An 18,255-nucleotide genomic window follows, 5' to 3' on the forward strand; every position below is an offset into this window, starting at 1 on the left:
CATGACGCGCGCCGCCCGACGCCTCGAACACGCCGGACAGCCCGACCTGTTCGGCGAGGCGCCGGTGGCTGCCATCGAAGGGCTTCGCTACGAGAACGGATTCCTGTCGCGCGAGGAGGAGGCCGGCCTGCTGGCCATCGTGCAGGCCTTTCCGCTCAAGGAGATGCGCTACAAGGAATACACCGCCCGCCGCAGGGGCACGAGCTTCGGCGGCAGCTACGACTTCGACACCAACCGCCTGAAGCCCGGCGCACCGCTGCCTCCGGAGTTGCATCCACTTCGCGACAAGGCCGCGGCCTGGGCCGGCATCGCGCCCGAAGAGCTCACGCACATGCTGATCGCCGAATACCGCCCCGGCACGCCGTTGGGCTGGCATCGCGACGTGCCCGATTTCGAGGACATCGTCGGCATTTCGCTGAACAACGACGCCGTGATGCAGTTCAGGCCCTACGTGCCGGGCGCGGCGGCGTCGGGGCCGGCCACGCTCGAATTCCTGATCGAGCCGCGCTCCGTGTACCTGCTGCGCGGGCCGGCGCGATGGGCATGGCAGCACGCGATCGCGCCGACCGAGGCGCTGCGCTACTCCATCACCCTGCGTACGCGGGCTCATCGTGTCCGGACTTCTCCCGCGCCTTCTCCTTCTTCTCGTTCTTCCGCGGCGCGAACAGCGGGGCTGCCGCCGACAGGTCGCTGATCCACGCTTCCCACGCCGATTCGCGCTGCGCACGGTTGCCACGCAGCAGCGCCGAGGGATGCAGCGTGACCAGCACGCGCCGGCCCGCCGGGTCTTCAAGCCACTGGCCGCGCAACCTGGTCACGGCCACCGGACGCCCGAGCAGCGATCGCGCCGCCACGGCGCCCAGCGCCACGATGGCGTGGGGCCGCACCAGCTCCAGTTCGCTTTCCAGCCAGTGATGGCAGGCCTCGGCTTCGCGCTGCCCCGGCGTCTTGTGCATTCGCCGTTTGCCGCGCCACTCGTACTTGAAGTGCTTGACGGCGTTGGTCACGTACAGCTTCTCGCGCGACCAGCCGAGTTGCGCCACCGCCCGGTCGAAGAGCCTGCCGGCCGGGCCGACAAAGGGGCGGCCGGCAAGGTCTTCCTTGTCGCCGGGCTGCTCGCCGACCACCATCAGCACCGGCCGCACCGGGCCTTCGCCGAACACCGACTGCGTCGCGTACTGCCCGATGGGGCATTCGCGGCACGCGTCGGTCGCTCTGGAGAGCGTGCGCAGCCCGGCTTGCGCGTCGCGCACGGAAATCCGTCGGCCGCGCATGCCGCCCTGGCTGCTCAGGCGGCCGCCGCCATGCTCCGGCATTCGGTCTCGCACTGCCGGCAGGCTTCGGCGCAGCGCTGGCAGTGGTCCATGTCATGGCTGCCGCATTCGGCGGCACAGCGCTGGCAGATCTCGGCGCACATGCCGCATGTGACAACGATGTTCTCGCCGCCGCGCGCCATCACGGCAGCGGCGAAGGCGCAAGCCGCGGCGCAGTCGATGTCCAGCGCGATGCAACGCGCCATGCCGCTCCTGCCTTCAGCCAGGCAGGCGGCCGCGCAGCGATTGCACGCCAGCGCGCAGTCATTGCACGCCGCGATGCAGCGATCCATGGCTTCGCTCGTGTTCAGTGCCGCGGTGGTCATTGCGCACCTCCACGGCGGGCCTGTAGCTGATTGCTGCCGCCCACGTGGCTCTCGCGGTCGCTGCGGCTTTCGGGCGTGCGCCGCGGCTCGTTCTTCGGGGTGGCCGGCTGGTTGCCGGCCTTGTTGTGCTGCGTGGGCAAGCTGTCGTGCTCGTCGGTGGTGACGGCGTCGGGATTCTGGTGCGGGGTCTGCCTGGGGGATGTCATGGGGACGGAACTCCTTCGAAAGAACGGGTTGAAAAACTGCTCGTCATGGTCTTTCTGCTGCGTCCCGCGAGGCATGCATGTGGGAATGGGCCGACCCCGTGCGTCGTCCCCGGAGGGCAAGCCGGCTTCCTGGTCAGGCCCGAGTGGGCAATCAGCAACGCCGGACAACGCCGACGCCCGGCATGACCGTCTTCTTACCCATGGCGCACATGCCGCGCCCAGCATGAAAGCTCCTCAACCAACTGCAGGAGCACCACATGCCAAGAGGCGACAAGTCGTCCTACACGGACAAGCAGAAGCGGCAGGCCGAGCACATAGAGAAGGGCTACGAGCATCGCGGCGTCGGCAAGGGCGAGGCTGAGCGCCGCGCGTGGGCCACGGTGAACGCCGAGACCGGCGGTGGCAAGAAGAGCGGTGGTGGCCGCGGCAAGGCCGAGAACCACGGGCCTTCGCGCAAGGGCGGAAAGCTGGGCGGTGCGGCCGCGGCGCACCGCACCGCGGCCGAGCGATCGGCCTCCGCGAAGAAGGCCGCCGCCACGCGCAAGCGCAACGCCGAGAAGCGCGGCTGAACGGAACGCGGAGGCTGACGATGCACATCATCCTGGGAGCGACCGGCCACGTCGGCTCGGCGCTGGCGCAAGCCTTGCTCGAACGCAGCGAGCCGGTCACGGTAGTCACGCGCGACGCGCACAAGGCCGAGGCGCTTCGTACCAAGGGCGCGCACGTGGCGCAGGTCGACGTGTTCGACACGCACGCGCTGCACCAAGTGTTCAAGAGCGGAAAGCGCGCGTTCGTGCTGAATCCGCCGGCGCCGCCGTCTTCGGACACGGTGGCCGAGGAGCACAGGAGTGTGCGCGCCATCGTTTCGGCGCTCGAAGGCTGCAAGCTCGAGAAGATCGTCGCCGAATCGGCCTACGGCGCGCAGCCGGGCGAAGGCATCGGCGACCTCAGCGTGCTGTACGACCTGGAACAGGCGCTCGCCGCGGGCCCGGTGCCGTTCAGCGCGCTGCGCGCCGCGTACTACATGAGCAACTGGGACACCGCGCTGGAAACCGCGCGCAAGGAAGGCAAGGTCCACAGCATGTTCCCCGCCGACTTCACGCTGCCCATGGTGGCGCCGCACGACCTCGGCCAGTACGCCGCGAAGCTGATGCTGGGCCCCGCCGAATCGTCGGGGCCGCACCACGTCGAAGGGCCCGAGCGCTATTCGCCAGGCGACGTGGCACGGGCTTTCTCCGAGGCGCTCGGAAAGCCGGTCGAAGTGGTGGAGACGCCGCGCGAACAGCTGGAGCAGGCCTTCGGGAAGCTGGGCTTCTCGGACGCCGCTGCGAAGTCTTATGCCGCAATGACGCGCGCCACGATGGACCAGCATTACGAACCGGCCAGCAAGCCGGTGCGCGGGACGATCTCGCTGCGCGATTACGTCGGCAGGCTGGTGAACAAGAGTTCGGGCTGAGTCAGGCGGTCCGCGAGGCCTGCTGAAACCGGCCACGATGGATGTCCGAAACTCGCGCCCTTCGCCGCCGCGTCCCGAGAACCGGACATTCGTGACCTGTTTCTGGCGTCAGCCGGACAACTTGCGCTTTCCGGCCATGCGGCCGGGAAGGCAAGAAGCCGGCTTGTTTCACGACGTTGCTCCGAACGCGCGCGCTACGCCGGGCAACATCGCTGAACTGGCCTTCATTTCACACGCTTGAGAGCGGTTTGCCGCCCCCTGAATGCGTCGATACGATCCCGCGCCTTGCCCTCACGAAAGGACCGCGCGGGTGCCTCCGACAACTGCTTTTTCCTCATCTTCCAACGCCGACCTGCAACAGCGCAGCCGGCGACATGTGTGGCATCCGTGCACGCAGAGCATCCGGCTCGAAGCGGTGCCGCCGCTGCCCATCGCCCGCGGCGAGGGCGTGTGGCTCATCGACCAGGAAGGCCGGCGCTACATGGACGCCACCAGTTCGTGGTGGGTCAACCTGTTCGGGCACGCGCATCCGGCGATCAACGCCGCGCTGAAGCAGCAACTCGACACGCTTTCGCACGTGATGCTCGCAGGCTGCACCCATGCGCCGGCGGTGGAGTTGGCGCAGCGGCTCTCCGCGCTCACGGGTGGCGCGCTCGGGCATTGCTTCTACGCGTCCGACGGCGCCTCGGCAGTGGAGATCGCGCTGAAGATGAGCTTCCATTTCTGGCGCAATGCCGGCCGCGGCGACAAGCGGCGCTTCGTCGCGCTGAAGCACGGCTACCACGGCGAAACGCTGGGCGCGCTGCATGTGACCGACGTGCCGGTGTTCCGCGACGCCTATGCGCCATTGCTCGCGAACGCGCATCTGGTGGCCTCGCCCGACGCGCGCAATGCCTCTGCGGGCGAGAGCGCGGCCGATGTCGCCAGCCGCGCCGCCGCCGAACTCGAAGCGCTGCTGGCCGAACAGCACGACACCATCGCCGCCGTGATCGTCGAGCCGCTGGTGCAGTGCGCCACCGGCATGGCGATGCACGACCCCGAATACCTGCGCCGCGTGCGCGCGCTTTGCGACCGGCATGGCGTGCACCTCATCGCCGACGAGATCGCGGTGGGCTGCGGGCGCACCGGCAGCTTCTTCGCCTGCGAGCAGGCCGGCATCTGGCCCGACTTTCTCTGCCTCTCGAAGGGCATCAGCGGCGGCTACCTGCCGCTGGCGCTGGTGATGGCGCGCGACGCCATCCACGACGCCTTCATCGACGACGACGCGGCGCGCAGCTTCCTGCATTCGCATTCCTACACCGGCAATGCGCTGGCCTGCCGCGCGGCGCTGGCGACGCTGGACCTGTTCGAGGCCGAGGAGGCCTTGCGGCGCAACCGGGGCAGGGCGCAGCGCCTGCTGCAGCGGTTGAGCGGCGGACTCGAAGGCCGCGCGGTCGACCATCTGCGGCAGCGCGGGATGATCACCGCCTTCGACGTGCGCGAACCCGGTGCCCGCTTCGCGGAGCGTTTCCACCTCGCGGCGCGCGCGCAGGGGCTGCTGATGCGGCCCATCGGCAACACCGTGTACCTGATGCCGCCGTACGCCATCGGCGACGGCGAGATCGACCTGCTGGTCGACGGCACGCTCGCCACGCTGGATGCCGTGCTGGCCACGAACCCGAGGCAGGAAGGAGCCCGCGATGTCGCGCTTGCTTGACCGCCTGCAGGACGAGATCGACGCACTCGACACCCAGTCGCTGCGCCGCCGCAGGCAGATCGCCGAGACCGCCTGCGCGCCGCTGCAGACGCTGACGCTGGCCGGCAGCAGCGCAGCGTGCACCATGCTCTGCTTCAGCAGCAACGACTACCTCGGGCTCGCGGCCCATCCCGCGCTGGCGAAGGCATGGGCCGAAGGCGCCGCGCTGTACGGCACGGGCAGCGGCGGCTCGCACCTGATCCTCGGGCACTCGCGCGCGCACGCCCAGCTCGAGGAAACACTCGCCGGCTGGATGTCGCCCTTCATCCCGGAGGCGCGCAGCCTGTTCTTCTGCACCGGCTACATGGCCAACCTAGCAGTGCTGTCGGCGCTTGGAGGGGCTGACGCGGTCATCTTCTCGGAGTCGCTCAACCACGCCTCGCTGATCGACGGGGCGCGGCTGGCCAAGGCGCGCGCGGAGCGCTACGCGCACTGCGACGTGGCGGCGCTCGACGCGCAGCTCGCCGCCTGCGACGCGCCGGTGAAGCTCATCGTGAGCGACGCGGTGTTCAGCATGGACGGCAACATCGCGCCGGTGGCCGCGCTGCTCGCGCTGGCCGAGAAGCACGATGCCTGGCTGGTGATCGACGACGCGCACGGCTTCGGCGTGCTCGGCGATACCGGGCGCGGCGTGCCCGAGGCACTGGACCTGCATTCGCAGCGGCTGGTGCTGGTCGGCACGCTGGGCAAGGCGGCGGGCGTGTCGGGGGCCTTCGTGGCGGCGCATCGCACGGTCATCGACTACCTGGTGCAGCGCGCGCGGCCGTACATCTTCACCACGGCGGCGCCGCCGGCCGTCGCGCACGCGCTGCTTGCGAGCCTGGCGCTGATCGGGGGCGAGGAGGGCGCGCAGCGCCGCGCGCAACTGAAGGAGCGCATCGCCCAGCTTCGCCTGGGGCTGGAGGCTGTGCTGCCGGCGGACGGCAGTGCGTGGCTGCCCGATTCGCCAACCGCGATCCAGCCGCTGATCGTGGGCGACAACGCGCGCGCGATGCTGACCATGGCGCAACTCGATGCGCGCGGCCTGCGCGTCGGGGCGATCCGCCCGCCGACGGTGCCGGCCGGCACGGCGCGGCTGCGTATTGCGCTGTCGGCCAGCCACACGGAGGCCGATGTCGCGCGGCTGGTCGATGCGCTGGGCGAGGCCCTCGCCAGCCAGCAGTTGACGGAGGCGGCATGACGCAGCAGCGCCGCTGGTTCGTCACCGGCACCGACACCGGCATCGGCAAGACGCTCGTCAGCAGCGCCATGCTGAGCCTGCTGGCCGGATCGGGCCTGCGCGCGGTCGGCATGAAGCCGGTGGCGGCTGGCCTCGAAGAGGTCGACGGCGCCTGGCGCAACGAGGACGTGGAGCAGTTGCATGCCGCCGGCAACGTCGATGCACCGCTGGAGCTGCGCTGCCCCTATCTGCTGCGCGCACCGATGTCGCCGCATCTCGCGGCAAGGCAGGAGGGCGTGAGCATCACGCTGCAGCCGCTTCTGTCGGCCTTCGAAGAGCTCTCGGCCCGCGCCGACGCGGTGGTGGTCGAGGGCGTGGGCGGCTTCTGCGTGCCCTTCGGCGACGACCTCGACAGCGCCGACCTGGCCGTGGCTCTGAAACTGCCTGTGATCCTGGTGGTGGGGCTGCGGCTGGGCTGCCTCAACCACGCGCTGCTGAGCGCCGAGGCGATCCGCGCGCGCGGGCTGGTGCTGGCGGGCTGGGTGGCGAGCATGGTCGATCCGTCGATGCTCGCGCCGCAGGCCAATCTGCAGACGCTGCGCGCGCGGCTTGGCGCGCCCTTGCTCGGCATCGTGCCGCACCTGGAGAAGCCCGACGCATCCAGCGCGGCCCGCCACATCGACCTGCGCGCGCTGAGGGCGACGGCGGCACATGCCGCGCGCCGAGCCGCATCGCCCGAGGAGACCTCAGCCGCGCAGGCCTGATTCCGCAAGCCGCTTGCCGCGCACGCCGCCCTGGCGCTCCAGCATCCAGCCGGGGTACTCTGCTGGCAGCGCGCTCACCTTGTCCAGTGTGGCAAGTTCGTCGGCCGTGAGCTTGATGGCGGTGGCGGCGATGTTGTCGTCCAGTTGCTCGACGCGCTTGGCGCCGATGATCACGCTGGTCACCACCTGCTGGTGCAGCAGCCACGCCAGCGCGATCTGCGCCACCGACACGCCGCGCGACTCGGCCAGCCCGCGCATCACGTCGATGCAGTCGTAGGCACGTTCGACGTTCACCGGCGGAAAGTCGAAGCTGGTGCGGCGGCTGCCTTTCTCGGCCTCTGTGTTGCGGCCGTACTTGCCGCTGAGCAGGCCGCCCGCGAGCGGGCTCCACACCATCAGGCCGACGTTCTCGCTGCGCAGCAGCGGCACCAGCTCGCGCTCCAGGTCGCGCCCGGCGATGGTGTAGTAGGCCTGCAGCGATTCGAAGCGTGCCAGCCGGTCGCGCTCGGCGATGCCCAGGGCCTTGGCGATCTGCCAGGCGGCCCAGTTCGACACGCCCACGTAGCGCACGTGGCCCTGGCGCACCAGGTTGTCGAGCGCGTGCACGGTCTCCTCGATGGGCGTGACCGGGTCGAAGCCGTGGATCTGGTAGAGGTCGATGTGGTCGAGCTGCAGGCGCCGCAGGCTGGCCTTCACGCCATCCATGATGTGGAAGCGCGAGGCGCCGGCCGAGTTGACGCCCTTGCTGCCGGTCTCGCCCAGCACCTTGGTGGCCAGCACGAAGCTGTCGCGCGGCACCTTGAGGTTCTTCAGCGCCTGGCCGGTGATGACTTCCGACTGGCCTTCGGAGTACACGTCGGCCGTGTCGATGAAGTTGATGCCGGCGTCCAGCGAGCGGCCGATCAGCCCTTCGGCCTCGGACTGCTGCAGGTTGCCGATCTGGCCCCAGATGCCGGAGGAGCCGCCGAAGGTCATGGTGCCCAGGCACAACTCGGAAACGAAAAGGCCGGTGCGGCCGAATTTGCGGTATTGCATGGAGAGGTTCCTTTGCAGGCAGAAGGGGAATGCGGGAGAGGGGAACGGGATCCGCCGGAAAAAGTATCCTGCCGCCTTCTGCCCCGCAGCGAGCGCGTTCCTGCAAAGTATTTGCCTGATTCTCCAGACCTCCCGCGCGGGGCGTGCGAAGCGGTGGGAGGAGCGCTAAGCTTCCGCTCGCTCATTCCTCCAGGGGCCGTCCGGTCGTTCCCGCGGCTCCCCATCGCGACAAGGCTCCAGAAACATGTCCGACGAAACACCCGAAATCGCCGCCGCCATCGCCCAGCCGATGCCGCTCGAACCCGAACTCGAAGAAGCCCGCAAGCAACTCGTGGCGCTCATCGAGCACATCACGCAGGGGCAGGAAGGCACCGTCGTCACCGCCGTCCCCGGCCTGCAGGTGTTCTGCATCCGCAAGCCCGAAGGGCCCAAGCACGGCTTCGCGTCCCCCGCGCTGGGGCTGATCGCGCAGGGCTCCAAGCGCATCATCGTGGGCGACGACATCTACGTGTACGACCCGATGCACTACCTCGTGACCTCCGTCGACCTGCCCGTGTGCGGCCAGGTGTGCGTGAAGAGCGAGGACGAGCCCTACCTGGGCGTGCGGCTCGAACTGGCCATCGACGAGATCGGCGACCTCATCGGCGACGAGAAACTGCCGGCCAAGGCCAATGCGCCGGCTTCGCGCGGCATGTACGTCAACCGCATCGCCATGCCGGTGCTGGAGCCGGTGCTGCGCCTGCTGCGGCTGCTCGACACGCCGGAAGACGTGCCCATCGTGGCGCCGCTGATCAAGCGCGAGATCATGTACCGCCTGCTGGTCAACGGCGAGGGCGCCCGGCTGCGGCAGATCGCCCTGCAGGACAGCCACACGCAGCGCATCACCAAGGCCATCAGCGCGCTGCGCATGAACTACGCCCAGTCGCTGCGGGTGGAAGACATGGCTCGCGCGGTGCACATGAGCGTGTCGTCGTTCCACCACCACTTCAAGGCGGTGACCGCGATGAGCCCGCTGCAGTACCAGAAGCAGTTGCGGCTGCAGGAGGCGCGCCGGCAGATGCTGATCGCGGGCGCCGACGTGGCGAGCGCAGCGCACAGCGTGGGCTACGAGAGCACCTCGCAGTTCGCGCGCGAGTACGGGCGCATGTTCGGCGCGCCGCCGTTGCGCGACAAGCGCCGCTGGCTGGGCGAGGCGGGCAACGACGCGATGGGCGCCGCTTCCATGGAGGCTGCGTGAACCTGCCGGCACGCGGAGCTGCGCCGCGTGGCTGAATCGAAGATCGCCATCTACGGCGCCATCGGCGCCAACGTGGCGATCGCGGCCACCAAGTTCATCGTCGCGGGCATCACCGGCAGCTCGGCGATGCTGTCGGAGGGCGTGCACTCGGCGGTCGACACCTTCAACGGCGTGCTGCTGCTGGTGGGCCTGCACCTGAGCAAGCGGCCCGCGACGCCCGAGCATCCGTTCGGGCACGGCAAGGAGCTCTACTTCTGGAGCCTGATCGTCGCGGTGCTGATCTTCGGCCTGGGTGGCGGCGTGTCGTTCTACGAGGGCGTGCAGCACATCCGGCAGCCTGAGCCGATGCGCGATCCCACCTGGAACTACGTCGTGCTCGCCGCGGCGGCGCTCTTCGAGGGCACGAGCTTCCTCATCGCGCTCAGGCAGTTCCGCGCGCAGGCACGCGGATTGCCCTTCTGGCAGGCGCTGGACCGCAGCAAGGACCCGACCACCTACACCGTGCTCGCGGAAGATTCCGCCGCGCTGGTGGGCCTGGCGGTGGCCGCGCTCGGCATCTACCTGAGCCATGCGCTGAACATGCCCGAGCTCGACGGCGTGGCCTCGGTGATCATCGGCTTGCTGCTGGCGGGCGTGGCGGTGGTGCTGGTCGCGCAGGCGCGCGGGCTGCTGATCGGGGAGGGCATCCGCCCCGAGACCGCCCGCGCCATCCGCGCGATGGCCATGGAGCAGGAATGCGTGGAGGAGGTGGGGCACATCCTCTCGATGTACATCGGCCCCGACGAGGTGCTCGTGATCGTCGATGTCAACTTCAAGGACGACACGCCCACCGGCGAAGCGGCCGATGCCATCGCGGCCATCGAGAAGCAGGCGCGTGCGCGGTTCCCGATGATCAGGCGAATCTTCATCGAGGCGAGCGAGGCGCCCGTTCCCGCCAGGACCAGCGGCGCCTTGTAGCACTTGCCGCGATTTCTTGCGTCGTCGCGGCCATGCAGGCTTCGCCGAACTTCGCTATCTTCTGGCGCGCTGCAGCGACGACCCGCCCGGGCGGGAGAACTCAACAACACGGAGAAATGCATGCTTTGGGAAAAGAAGCTGGCGCAGTGGAGCGCCGCGGTCCGCGAGCGCGCCAACCTGCCGGCGCGGCTCACCCTGTGGGATGGCCAGTCCTTCGACTTCGGCACCTTCAGCGGACCCGCCGTCACGCTGCACGTGAAGTCGCCGGCCGCGCTGTCGCTGATGCTGCAGCCCACCCTCGACAACCTGGGCGAGGCCTACGTCAAGAGCAAGATCGACATCGAGGGCAAGCTCAGCGACGTGATCGACATCGCCTACGGCCTCGCCCGGACCTCGGCCGACAAGCCCGGCGGCGCGCTGCAGAACATGGCGCGCTACTTCACGCACACCAAGTCCTCGGACAAGAAGTCCGTTCAATACCACTACGACGTCTCGAACGAGTTCTACAAGCTCTGGCTCGATCCGAACTTGGTGTATTCGTGTGCCTACTTCGAGAACGGCGACGAAGACCTCGCCACCGCGCAGCTCAAGAAGATCGACCACATCCTCACCAAGATCGAGCTCAAGCCGGGCCAGACCCTGCTGGACATCGGCTGCGGCTGGGGCGCACTGGTGATTCGCGCGGCGCAGAAGTTCGGCGCGCGCTGCGTGGGCGTGACGCTGTCGCAGAACCAGTTCGACCTCGCGACCGAGCGCGTGAAGGCCGCGGGCCTGGAAGACCGCATCGAGATCCGCCTGCAGGACTACCGCGACGTGACCGGCCAGTTCGACCGCATCACCAGCGTCGGCATGTTCGAGCACGTGGGCCGCAAGAACCTGCCCGAATACTTCAGGCGCGTGCAGCAGCTGCTGGCCGACGACGGCGTGGTGATGAACCACGGCATCACCTCGTCCGACCCGGAAGGCGGCGGCGTGTCATATGGTGGCGGCGACTTCATCGACCGCTACGTATTCCCCAACGGCGAGCTGCCGCACATCAGCCTCGCGCTGCAGGCCATGCAGCAGGGGGGGCTCGAAGCCTTCGACGTGGAGAACCTGCGCCGCCACTACGCGCAGACACTGCGCTGCTGGAGCGACGCCTACGAGGCGAACAGCGAGCAGGCGCACGCGCTGGTCGACGAGGAGAAGTTCCGCATCTGGCGCGTGTACCTCGCGGGCTGCGCCTATGCCTTCGAGAACGACGACGTGGCGATCTACCAGATCGTGGGGCGCAAGGCCGGCCGGCCGGCGAAGACGCTGCCCTGGTCGCGCCGCTACATCTACGACGGCACTTCGGCGCTGAACGCGGGTTGAGCGCGGGTTGAGCGCGCACGGCGCGGGCGCCCGAGAGCCCGAGCCAGCGACAGGGGCTCATGCCGTCTATAGCATGCACGGCTCATGACCTCCACGACCCACAGAACAACAAGCCGCCCACTGGTCATCGCCTCCATCATGGCCTCCATGGCGATGGTGGCCATCGAAGCCACCATCGTCTCCACCGTGATGCCGCAGATCGCCTCCGAGCTGGGCGGGCTGCATCTCTACAGTTGGGTGTTCGCCTCCTTCCTGCTGGCGCAGACCGCGATGACGGTGGTGTTCGGCAAGCTCTCCGACCTCTACGGCCGCAAGCCGATCATGTTCGTCGGCATCGCCGTCTTCGTCATCGGTTCGGTGCTGGCGGGCTTCTCGTGGTCGATGCCGGCCATGATCTGCTTCCGGCTCATACAGGGCATCGGCGCGGGCGCGATCCAGCCGGTGGCGCTCACGATCGTCGGCGATCTCTATCCGGTGCGCGAGCGCGGCAAGGTACAGGGCTGGCTCGCGAGTGTGTGGGCGGTGTCGGCGGTGGTCGGACCGATGATCGGCGCGCTCATCGTGCAGAAGCTCTCGTGGGCGTGGATCTTCTGGGTCAACGTGCCCATCGGCCTGGCGGCTGCCGCCGGTTTCTGGTTTTTCCTGCACGAGGCGCCCACGGTGCGGCGCTCGTCCATCGACATCGTGGGCGCGGTGCTCTTCACCGTCGGCATCGCGGCGCTGATGATCGCGCTCACCGAATTCGGCGTGGGCAACTCGGGCGTGGCGCTCGCGTGGGCCGGGCTCTTCGTGGTCACGCTGGTGCTCTTCATCGCGCAGGAACGCCGCGCATCCGACCCGATGGTGTCGCTTCGCCTGTGGGGCGGCCGGATGATCGCCACAGTGAACGGCGCGGCGATGCTCGCCGGCATGGTGCTGATCGGCATCACCACGTTCCTGCCGATGTACGTGCAGGTGGTGCTGGAGCGCTCCTCCGTCACCGCCGGCCTCGCACTCACCATGGTGATGCTCGGCTGGCCCATCGGCGCGACCCTGACCTCGCGCACCTTCCATCGCATCGGCCTGTGGCGCATGGTGGTGACCGGCGCGGCGCTGATTCCGGTGGGCGCCTCGACATTCGTGCTGCTGGGTGCCGGCAGTTCGCCTGTGCTTCCCGCGGTCGGCTCTTTCATCATCGGCCTCGGCATGGGCGTGATGAGCCTGAGCTCGCTCATCCTCATCCAGGAGGGCGTCGATCTCGCGCAGCGCGGCGTCGCCACCGCATCGAACGTGTTCTCGCGCAACCTCGGCAGCGCGCTGGGCGCGGCCTTCTTCGGCGCAGTCTTCAACTTCGGGCTCACGCACGGCGACGGCCGGCCGATGTTCTCCGACGAGCAGCTGCGCATGCTGCTGCAGGGCATGCACGGCTCCGTCGCGGGCGATTCGGCCATCCGCCTCGCGCTGGGCGGATCGCTGCACTTGACCTTCGTGATGATGCTGGTCGTAAGCCTGGGCGTGATCGCGCTGGCCTTGCTGCTGCCCCGGGAAGGGCTGGTGGAGAACCGGGCGGTGGCGGCCGGCGAGGCTGCTCCGAAGTAGAGCGCGGTCTGAGCTCAGGCAGCGATCGCTGCCTGAGCTCCCGATGGGAGAGACCGAGTTCGCACTCTCCGGCCAACGAAGAAAGCCGCGCATGCAGCTGCGGCGAGGAATAAGTGCGACAACCGCGTGGAAATTCTTGCCGCGCGATGCATGTGGGGTGCATCCTTGAAGGCTCTTCCTCCCCGTTTTCCTTGTTTCTCCACTATCAGGATAAAACCCCATGACCTACCACGCCGACCCCAAGCGCTACGACGCCATTCCCTACCGCCGCGTCGGCCGCAGCGGGCTCGTGCTGCCGGCCATCTCGCTCGGGCTCTGGCACAACTTCGGGGACACCACCTCCATCGCCACCCAGCGCCAGCTGCTGCGCACCGCCTTCGACCTGGGCATCAACCACTTCGACCTCGCCAACAACTACGGCCCGCCCTACGGCAGCGCCGAGACCAACTTCGGCCGCCTGCTGCGCGAAGACTTCAAGCCCTACCGCGACGAGCTCATCATCTCCAGCAAGGCCGGCTGGGACATGTGGCCCGGTCCCTACGGCAAGGGCGGCGGCTCGCGCAAATACGTGCTCGCGAGCCTCGACCAGAGCCTGCAGCGCCTGGGCCTGGACTACGTCGACATCTTCTATTCACACCGCTTCGACCCCGAGACGCCGCTCGAGGAAACGGCCTCCGCGCTGGCCCAGGCCGTGCAGCAGGGCAAGGCGCTGTATATCGGCATTTCTTCTTACTCCGCCGGCAAGACGCGCGAGATCGCGGCGCTGCTGCGCGAGTGGAAGGTGCCGCTGCTGATCCACCAGCCGGCCTACAACCTGTTCAACCGCTGGATCGAGAAAGACCTCTTGAACGCCACCGACGAACTCGGCGCGGGCGTCATCGCCTTCACGCCGCTGGCGCAGGGCCTCCTGACCGACAAGTACTTGAGCGGCATTCCGGCCGACTCCCGCATCAACCGGCCTGGCGGCGGCTCGCTGAAGCAGGAGCACCTGTCGGACGCCAACATCGAGCGTGCCCGCGAGCTCAACAAGATCGCGCGCCGCCGCGGCCAGTCGCTGGCCCAGCTTGCACTGACCTGGACGCTGCGCGATCCGCGCGTGAGCTCGGCGCTGATCGGTGCGAGCCGGCCGGAGCAGATCGTCGACAACGTGGCGGCGCTGTCGCACGCGCCGCTGAGCGCGGAGGAGCTGGCCGAGATCGACAAGTACGCGGTGGAAGGCGGCGTCAATCTGTGGGAGAAGCCTTCGACCGACTTCGCTTGAACCCGCCTGAGCGTGTCTGAAAGCCGGCATCGCGATCCACGAACCGCATCAGGTAACTTGGAATCCGTCTTTGGCAGGAACGCTGGTGCCCAGCAGAATCGGCGCAAGAGAGCATTTCGCGACTAACTGCCATGCAACTGCGCACCCACCATGTTTCCCCGGCCGCCCGGGCTCGCCATGTGATCGACCTGACGGCGAAGTCATGGCGCATACCCCCGAGTTCACCGCACGCGCTGGCGCGACGCGCACCTTATGGCCATGTGCCGCTGAGGGCGCTGCGCCGGCTTGGCGCGGCCGCGATGCCGACGCTGCTGCCGCATTCGTGGTGAACTCCGAGCCGGGCCGCGGGGCCCTGATGGAGGCGACGCCATGCTGATCGTCCTGGGTGGCTTGCCGGGCACAGGCAAGACCACCATCGCGCGGGAAATCGTCGCGCTCATTCCTTGTGCTTACCTGCGCATCGACACCATCGAGCAGGCGCTGCGTTCTTCGGGCGCGCTTGCGGGTGAGGTTGGGCCCGCGGGCTACGTCGTGGCCTATGCGCTGGCCCGCTCCAATCTCTCGCTCGGGCAGACGATACTGGCCGATTGCGTCAATCCGCTCCCAGTAACCCGCGAGGCATGGCGCGCGGTCGCGGCTGATGCCGCTTCTCGCATCGTCGAGGTCGAGATCGTGTGTTCCGACTCCGCCGAGCACCGCCGCCGCGTCGAGCAGCGCAGCATCGACGTGCCGGGCCTGGTGCCGCCGACCTGGGAGGCCGTGCAGCGGCACAACTACGCGACGTGGAGCACGCCGCATCTCGTCGTCGACAGCGCAGTCCTTGGTGCGCGCGAGGCCGCGAAGTTGATTCTTTCGCATGCTCGCGGCCGGGATTGAGCGCGAGAGCCATTGAGCGACTGAGCATTCAGCAGATATCGATATAGAAATTCGGCGCAAACGATGCGCGCGATGCCTTGGAGAATTCGATGCAGCTCATTCAAGAGCGTGTCCCGCCGCCTGCTCGCTGTCGGCCGGCCGGTGAGAAGGCGAATGAAGTGAGAGGACGAAGGAGCATGTAGTTGAGTTCGAGGTGAGTCGGGGTCGGGTCGCGTGCTTCTCACGACCCGATAGACGGCTTTTGGCGGGCCCCCTGAGGCCCGCTTTTTTTCAGTTCCGCGTGGAGGAGGCGCCGAGCAGGTAGTCCGTCACCTCATCCGAGAACACGTATCGCCGTCCGCCGACGAGTACCCAGTCGGAACTCCTGGGGTCGGGCCTTGCACCTGGCATGCCATGGGCGACGAGCGCCTCGGCGCAGCCGAGCCAGTCGCCTTCGCCGTCCGGCGGCTCGTTGCACGAAGCCCACGAGAGCCCGCCGCAGGCGTTGTCGCCGAAGCCGTGCTTCTCTTGCCAGCTTGCGCCGTGCTCCAGCAGGAACCGGACGAGTCCGGCGTCGCCGCGGAACACGGCCTTGTTCAGCGCCGAGGCATCCCAGTCACCACCGCGGACGGCGATGGGCCAGCCGAGCTCCACCATCAGCTTCACGGCGTCGGCGCAGCCCTGGGCCGCGAGCTCGGGCAACTGGCGCAGCTGCGCCTCGGAGAGCGTCTTGACGATGCGGGGGTGAGCCGCCTGGATGCGGTGGGCGGTGGCCTTGTCGCCCTGCGCGCAGGCTGCGACGAAGGCTTCGTCCACGGGAAGCGCGGCGCTGCCATCGGCCTGCTGGAGGAGTCGCGCGACTTCCGGCAGCCCGAAGCGCAGGGCTGCGGTATGGGCGCTGGTGCCGTCGCTCGTCGTGGCCGAAGCATCCGCGCCGGCAGCCAGCAATGCCTCGATGTGCGCGGGGGACCTCCGCCGCCGGATCGCCCACAGCAGCAGCGAGCCCCAGTCGGAAGTGGGCGGGCCCATGGGCGGTTCGTTCGCGTTACCGGCGTGCGAAAGCAGCAGCCGCAAGGTTTCGACGTCGTCTAGATCGAGCACGCGATAGAGCGCGTTCGTGCTTTCGATGCGCGCGCCAGCCTCGAGCAGAAGCTTCGTGCAGGCCGGGTTCTCCAGCGAGTGGTAGAGCGATTCGCCGTCGTTGGGGTCGGCGCCCGCATCCAGCAGCAGTTTGGTGAGAGCGACATCGCGGTTCTGCCCGGCGGCGCCGTAGAGCGCGGAGAGCCGCTCGTTTTCGGCAGGAGCCTCCACGGACGCCGGAGGCCAGCGGTTGCCGACCGATTGGTTCGGGTCCGCACCAGCCTCGAGCAGCAGCCTTGCGCAGGCGAGCAGGCGTTCGCGAAATGCGGGCAGCCGCATCAGTCCCGAATGGGCCACGGCAACGAGCGGAGGCAGGGCCAGCGGGCCGCCTGGCCGGTTCACCCAGGCGGGATCATGTGCGATGGCGCGGCGCAGCGATGCTTCGTCGCCCGTCGCGCAGGCAAGGATCGGGGCGTCGCCCAGCAGGCCTGGGCTTTCCTCGAGCAGGCGCAACGCCGCTGCGGGCCGCGCGCGATTGTTGCCGCCGGCGATGTCGCCCGCGTAGGCGAGGCGCAGCCAGTAGAGCACGGCCCTTGCCGGGTCTTCGGCCTGCGACCGCCGCGCGAGAACGAAGCCCTGCAGGTCGGCCCAGGATGCGAAGCCGTACTCGCGCGCGACGCACGACTGGGCGTCGTGCAGGCGCAATCCGAGCGCCGCGATCTCCGCATCGGTCTTGTCGGCAGCGGCCGGAAGGGCGTCGCGAAAGCGGGCGGTGGCGGCGGGATCGTTGCTTCGATGGAGAGCAAGCAGTTCCTTGGCTTGCTTCTTCAGATGGCCCAGGTCGGGCCGGGCGGGCATGCGCTTCATGTGTACCTCCGTGCATCAGACGCCGATGACCCGCAAATCCGGCTGCACAAAAGGCGTGTGGATCGTCAAATGAAGGCAAGTGGGTTCAACCCTTCCCGCGGGTCCGGGCGCGGCTTGCAACCGCGGCGGCGATGTTAGGCCACGTCGAGCGCGAAGGTCAATGCGCGCGACCAGTTGGTGGAAGCAGCTAAAGTGGCACGCGCTGTCCGTCAGCGTCTCGCACATCCTGTATCCCATATCCGTACGAATATCCTACGCCATGCTGCCCAGATTCCTTCAGCGTCTCGCTGCACGCCTCACGGGCTCGGCGCCTCCACCCGAACCGCCGGCGAAGGGCGCCGCAGCGACATCGACATCGACATTGAAGAAGGGCGACGTACTCGCCTACAGGAACGCAAACGCCTGGCGGGCCGTCTGGGTTCTCGAAGTCGATCCGTGGCCCGACGGAACATCGGTGGCCCACTGCCTGAGCTACCAGCAGCTGGACGAGAAGCCCACCCTGGAATCGCTGAAGCACGCCGAGGTGCTGATATGGCATTCGCCCATCGACGCCGACGGCGTGAGCCAGGGCAGCGAGCTCATCGGCAACCGGCAGCCCGCCGAGGACGATCTGGTCGGCTTCGCCGAGTACCTGAAGCTCACCGACTTCCCGAGGTATCTGGCGCTGATGGGCCAGGACGGCCAGGAGATCGTGCGCCAGGCCAACGCGCACTACCTGCGCGGGAACGAGCTCTGCGAGCAGGGTCGCAAGGAGGAGGGCATTGCAGAGTACGACGCGGCCGTGGAACTCTTTCCGCTCTTCTTCGAGGCCATCGACAACCGGGCCTTCACACGCATGGAGCTCGGCAATTTCCAGGAGGCGCTCGACGACTTCGAGCAGTCGCTGCAGGTGAACCCCGACGGAGAGGCCGCCTTCTTCTCGAAGGGCGAATGCCTCATGCGGCTGGGCGAGCTGGCAGCGGCGGAGGCCATCTTCGCCGAGGGCATGGAGCGCTTTCCGGGTAAGAAGGCGCTCTTCGGCGAGTTCCTCGGGCGCGTGCGGGCGCAGCAGCGCTCGGGAAACAAGTAGCTGG

19 protein-coding genes are annotated in these 18,255 nt (G+C 68.4%); 14 read left to right on the plus strand and 5 right to left on the minus strand.

What is annotated here, in order from left to right; all coding sequences use genetic code 11:
• Position 1 precedes the first annotated feature (1 nt).
• Positions 2–694: an alpha-ketoglutarate-dependent dioxygenase AlkB gene (locus ABL838_RS14925; protein ID WP_240650481.1), complete on the plus strand. Its 693-nt coding sequence runs from the start codon at positions 2–4 to the stop codon at positions 692–694.
• Here ABL838_RS14925 and ABL838_RS14930 read toward each other — a convergent pair.
• From ABL838_RS14930 to ABL838_RS14940, 3 genes are read right to left on the minus strand one after another with little or no spacing between them, the layout of a single operon-like run.
• A complete protein-coding gene (locus tag ABL838_RS14930; RefSeq protein ID WP_418125767.1) occupies positions 588–1,316 on the minus strand; it encodes a UdgX family uracil-DNA binding protein in 729 nt (242 codons plus the stop codon). The genes ABL838_RS14925 and ABL838_RS14930 overlap by 107 nt on opposite strands.
• Positions 1,289–1,639: a four-helix bundle copper-binding protein gene (locus ABL838_RS14935; RefSeq protein ID WP_418125768.1), complete on the minus strand. Its 351-nt coding sequence runs from the start codon at positions 1,637–1,639 to the stop codon at positions 1,289–1,291. Before ABL838_RS14935 ends, ABL838_RS14930 begins: the two co-directional genes overlap by 28 nt.
• The gene (locus ABL838_RS14940; RefSeq protein ID WP_418125769.1) at positions 1,636–1,845 is read right to left on the minus strand and encodes a hypothetical protein; all 210 of its coding nucleotides are present in this window, start codon (positions 1,843–1,845) and stop codon (positions 1,636–1,638) included. Before ABL838_RS14940 ends, ABL838_RS14935 begins: the two co-directional genes overlap by 4 nt.
• Positions 1,846–2,102: 257 nt before the next feature.
• On the opposite strand from ABL838_RS14940, the gene ABL838_RS14945 reads away from it, so the two are divergent.
• The 5 genes from ABL838_RS14945 to bioD all read left to right on the plus strand — a co-directional run bounded on the left by ABL838_RS14945 (position 2,103) and on the right by bioD (position 6,959).
• On the plus strand, positions 2,103–2,414 hold the full coding sequence (locus tag ABL838_RS14945) for a plasmid stabilization protein (protein ID WP_126019609.1): 312 nt from the start codon (positions 2,103–2,105) through the stop codon (positions 2,412–2,414).
• Between the two features lie 20 nt (positions 2,415–2,434).
• Positions 2,435–3,301: an NmrA family NAD(P)-binding protein gene (locus ABL838_RS14950; RefSeq protein ID WP_418125770.1), complete on the plus strand. Its 867-nt coding sequence runs from the start codon at positions 2,435–2,437 to the stop codon at positions 3,299–3,301.
• 262 nt (positions 3,302–3,563) lie between these two features.
• Positions 3,564–4,997 carry an adenosylmethionine--8-amino-7-oxononanoate transaminase gene (gene bioA / locus ABL838_RS14955; protein ID WP_418125771.1) on the plus strand — a complete coding sequence of 478 codons (1,434 nt, stop codon included), beginning with the start codon at positions 3,564–3,566 and terminating at the stop codon, positions 4,995–4,997.
• A complete protein-coding gene (locus ABL838_RS14960; RefSeq protein ID WP_418125773.1) occupies positions 4,981–6,216 on the plus strand; it encodes an 8-amino-7-oxononanoate synthase in 1,236 nt (411 codons plus the stop codon). The genes bioA and ABL838_RS14960 overlap by 17 nt, the downstream gene beginning before the upstream one ends.
• Positions 6,213–6,959, plus strand: coding sequence for a dethiobiotin synthase (gene bioD / locus ABL838_RS14965; RefSeq protein WP_418125775.1), 747 nt, complete (start codon positions 6,213–6,215; stop codon positions 6,957–6,959). Before ABL838_RS14960 ends, bioD begins: the two co-directional genes overlap by 4 nt.
• Here the strand turns inward: bioD and ABL838_RS14970 are convergent.
• Positions 6,942–7,994 carry an aldo/keto reductase gene (locus tag ABL838_RS14970; protein ID WP_418125776.1) on the minus strand — a complete coding sequence of 351 codons (1,053 nt, stop codon included), beginning with the start codon at positions 7,992–7,994 and terminating at the stop codon, positions 6,942–6,944. The two genes, bioD and ABL838_RS14970, sit on opposite strands and share 18 nt — an antisense overlap.
• 244 nt (positions 7,995–8,238) lie before the next feature.
• Between ABL838_RS14970 and ABL838_RS14975 the strand changes: the two genes are divergently transcribed.
• From ABL838_RS14975 to ABL838_RS15005, 7 genes are all read left to right on the plus strand, one after another.
• Positions 8,239–9,231 carry an AraC family transcriptional regulator gene (locus ABL838_RS14975; protein ID WP_184638033.1) on the plus strand — a complete coding sequence of 331 codons (993 nt, stop codon included), beginning with the start codon at positions 8,239–8,241 and terminating at the stop codon, positions 9,229–9,231.
• Between the two features lie 27 nt (positions 9,232–9,258).
• Positions 9,259–10,188 (plus strand): cation diffusion facilitator family transporter, encoded by a 930-nt coding sequence (locus tag ABL838_RS14980; protein ID WP_418125778.1) that lies wholly within the window; start codon positions 9,259–9,261, stop codon positions 10,186–10,188.
• A gap of 120 nt (positions 10,189–10,308) precedes the next feature.
• Positions 10,309–11,541: a class I SAM-dependent methyltransferase gene (locus ABL838_RS14985; protein WP_418125779.1), complete on the plus strand. Its 1,233-nt coding sequence runs from the start codon at positions 10,309–10,311 to the stop codon at positions 11,539–11,541.
• A gap of 84 nt (positions 11,542–11,625) precedes the next feature.
• Positions 11,626–13,119: an MFS transporter gene (locus tag ABL838_RS14990; protein WP_418125781.1), complete on the plus strand. Its 1,494-nt coding sequence runs from the start codon at positions 11,626–11,628 to the stop codon at positions 13,117–13,119.
• 220 nt (positions 13,120–13,339) lie between these two features.
• Positions 13,340–14,380, plus strand: a complete 1,041-nt coding sequence (mgrA, locus tag ABL838_RS14995) for an L-glyceraldehyde 3-phosphate reductase (RefSeq protein ID WP_126019635.1) — start codon at positions 13,340–13,342, stop codon at positions 14,378–14,380.
• Positions 14,381–14,511: 131 nt separating this feature from the next.
• On the plus strand, positions 14,512–14,709 hold the full coding sequence (locus tag ABL838_RS15000; protein ID WP_184638025.1) for a hypothetical protein: 198 nt from the start codon (positions 14,512–14,514) through the stop codon (positions 14,707–14,709).
• A gap of 40 nt (positions 14,710–14,749) precedes the next feature.
• Complete coding sequence (locus tag ABL838_RS15005; protein ID WP_184638023.1) at positions 14,750–15,256, plus strand: AAA family ATPase; 507 nt, start codon at positions 14,750–14,752, stop codon at positions 15,254–15,256.
• 270 nt (positions 15,257–15,526) lie between these two features.
• Here the strand turns inward: ABL838_RS15005 and ABL838_RS15010 are convergent, their stop codons facing one another.
• On the minus strand, positions 15,527–17,182 hold the full coding sequence (locus ABL838_RS15010; protein ID WP_418125782.1) for a hypothetical protein: 1,656 nt from the start codon (positions 17,180–17,182) through the stop codon (positions 15,527–15,529).
• Between the two features lie 259 nt (positions 17,183–17,441).
• On the opposite strand from ABL838_RS15010, the gene ABL838_RS15015 reads away from it, so the two are divergent.
• A complete protein-coding gene (locus ABL838_RS15015) occupies positions 17,442–18,251 on the plus strand; it encodes a tetratricopeptide repeat protein (protein ID WP_418125783.1) in 810 nt (269 codons plus the stop codon).
• Positions 18,252–18,255 lie beyond the last annotated feature (4 nt).

It is taken from the genome of Variovorax sp. 160MFSha2.1, assembly GCF_048305075.1.
In the GTDB taxonomy this organism is placed as follows: domain Bacteria; phylum Pseudomonadota; class Gammaproteobacteria; order Burkholderiales; family Burkholderiaceae_C; genus Variovorax; species Variovorax guangxiensis.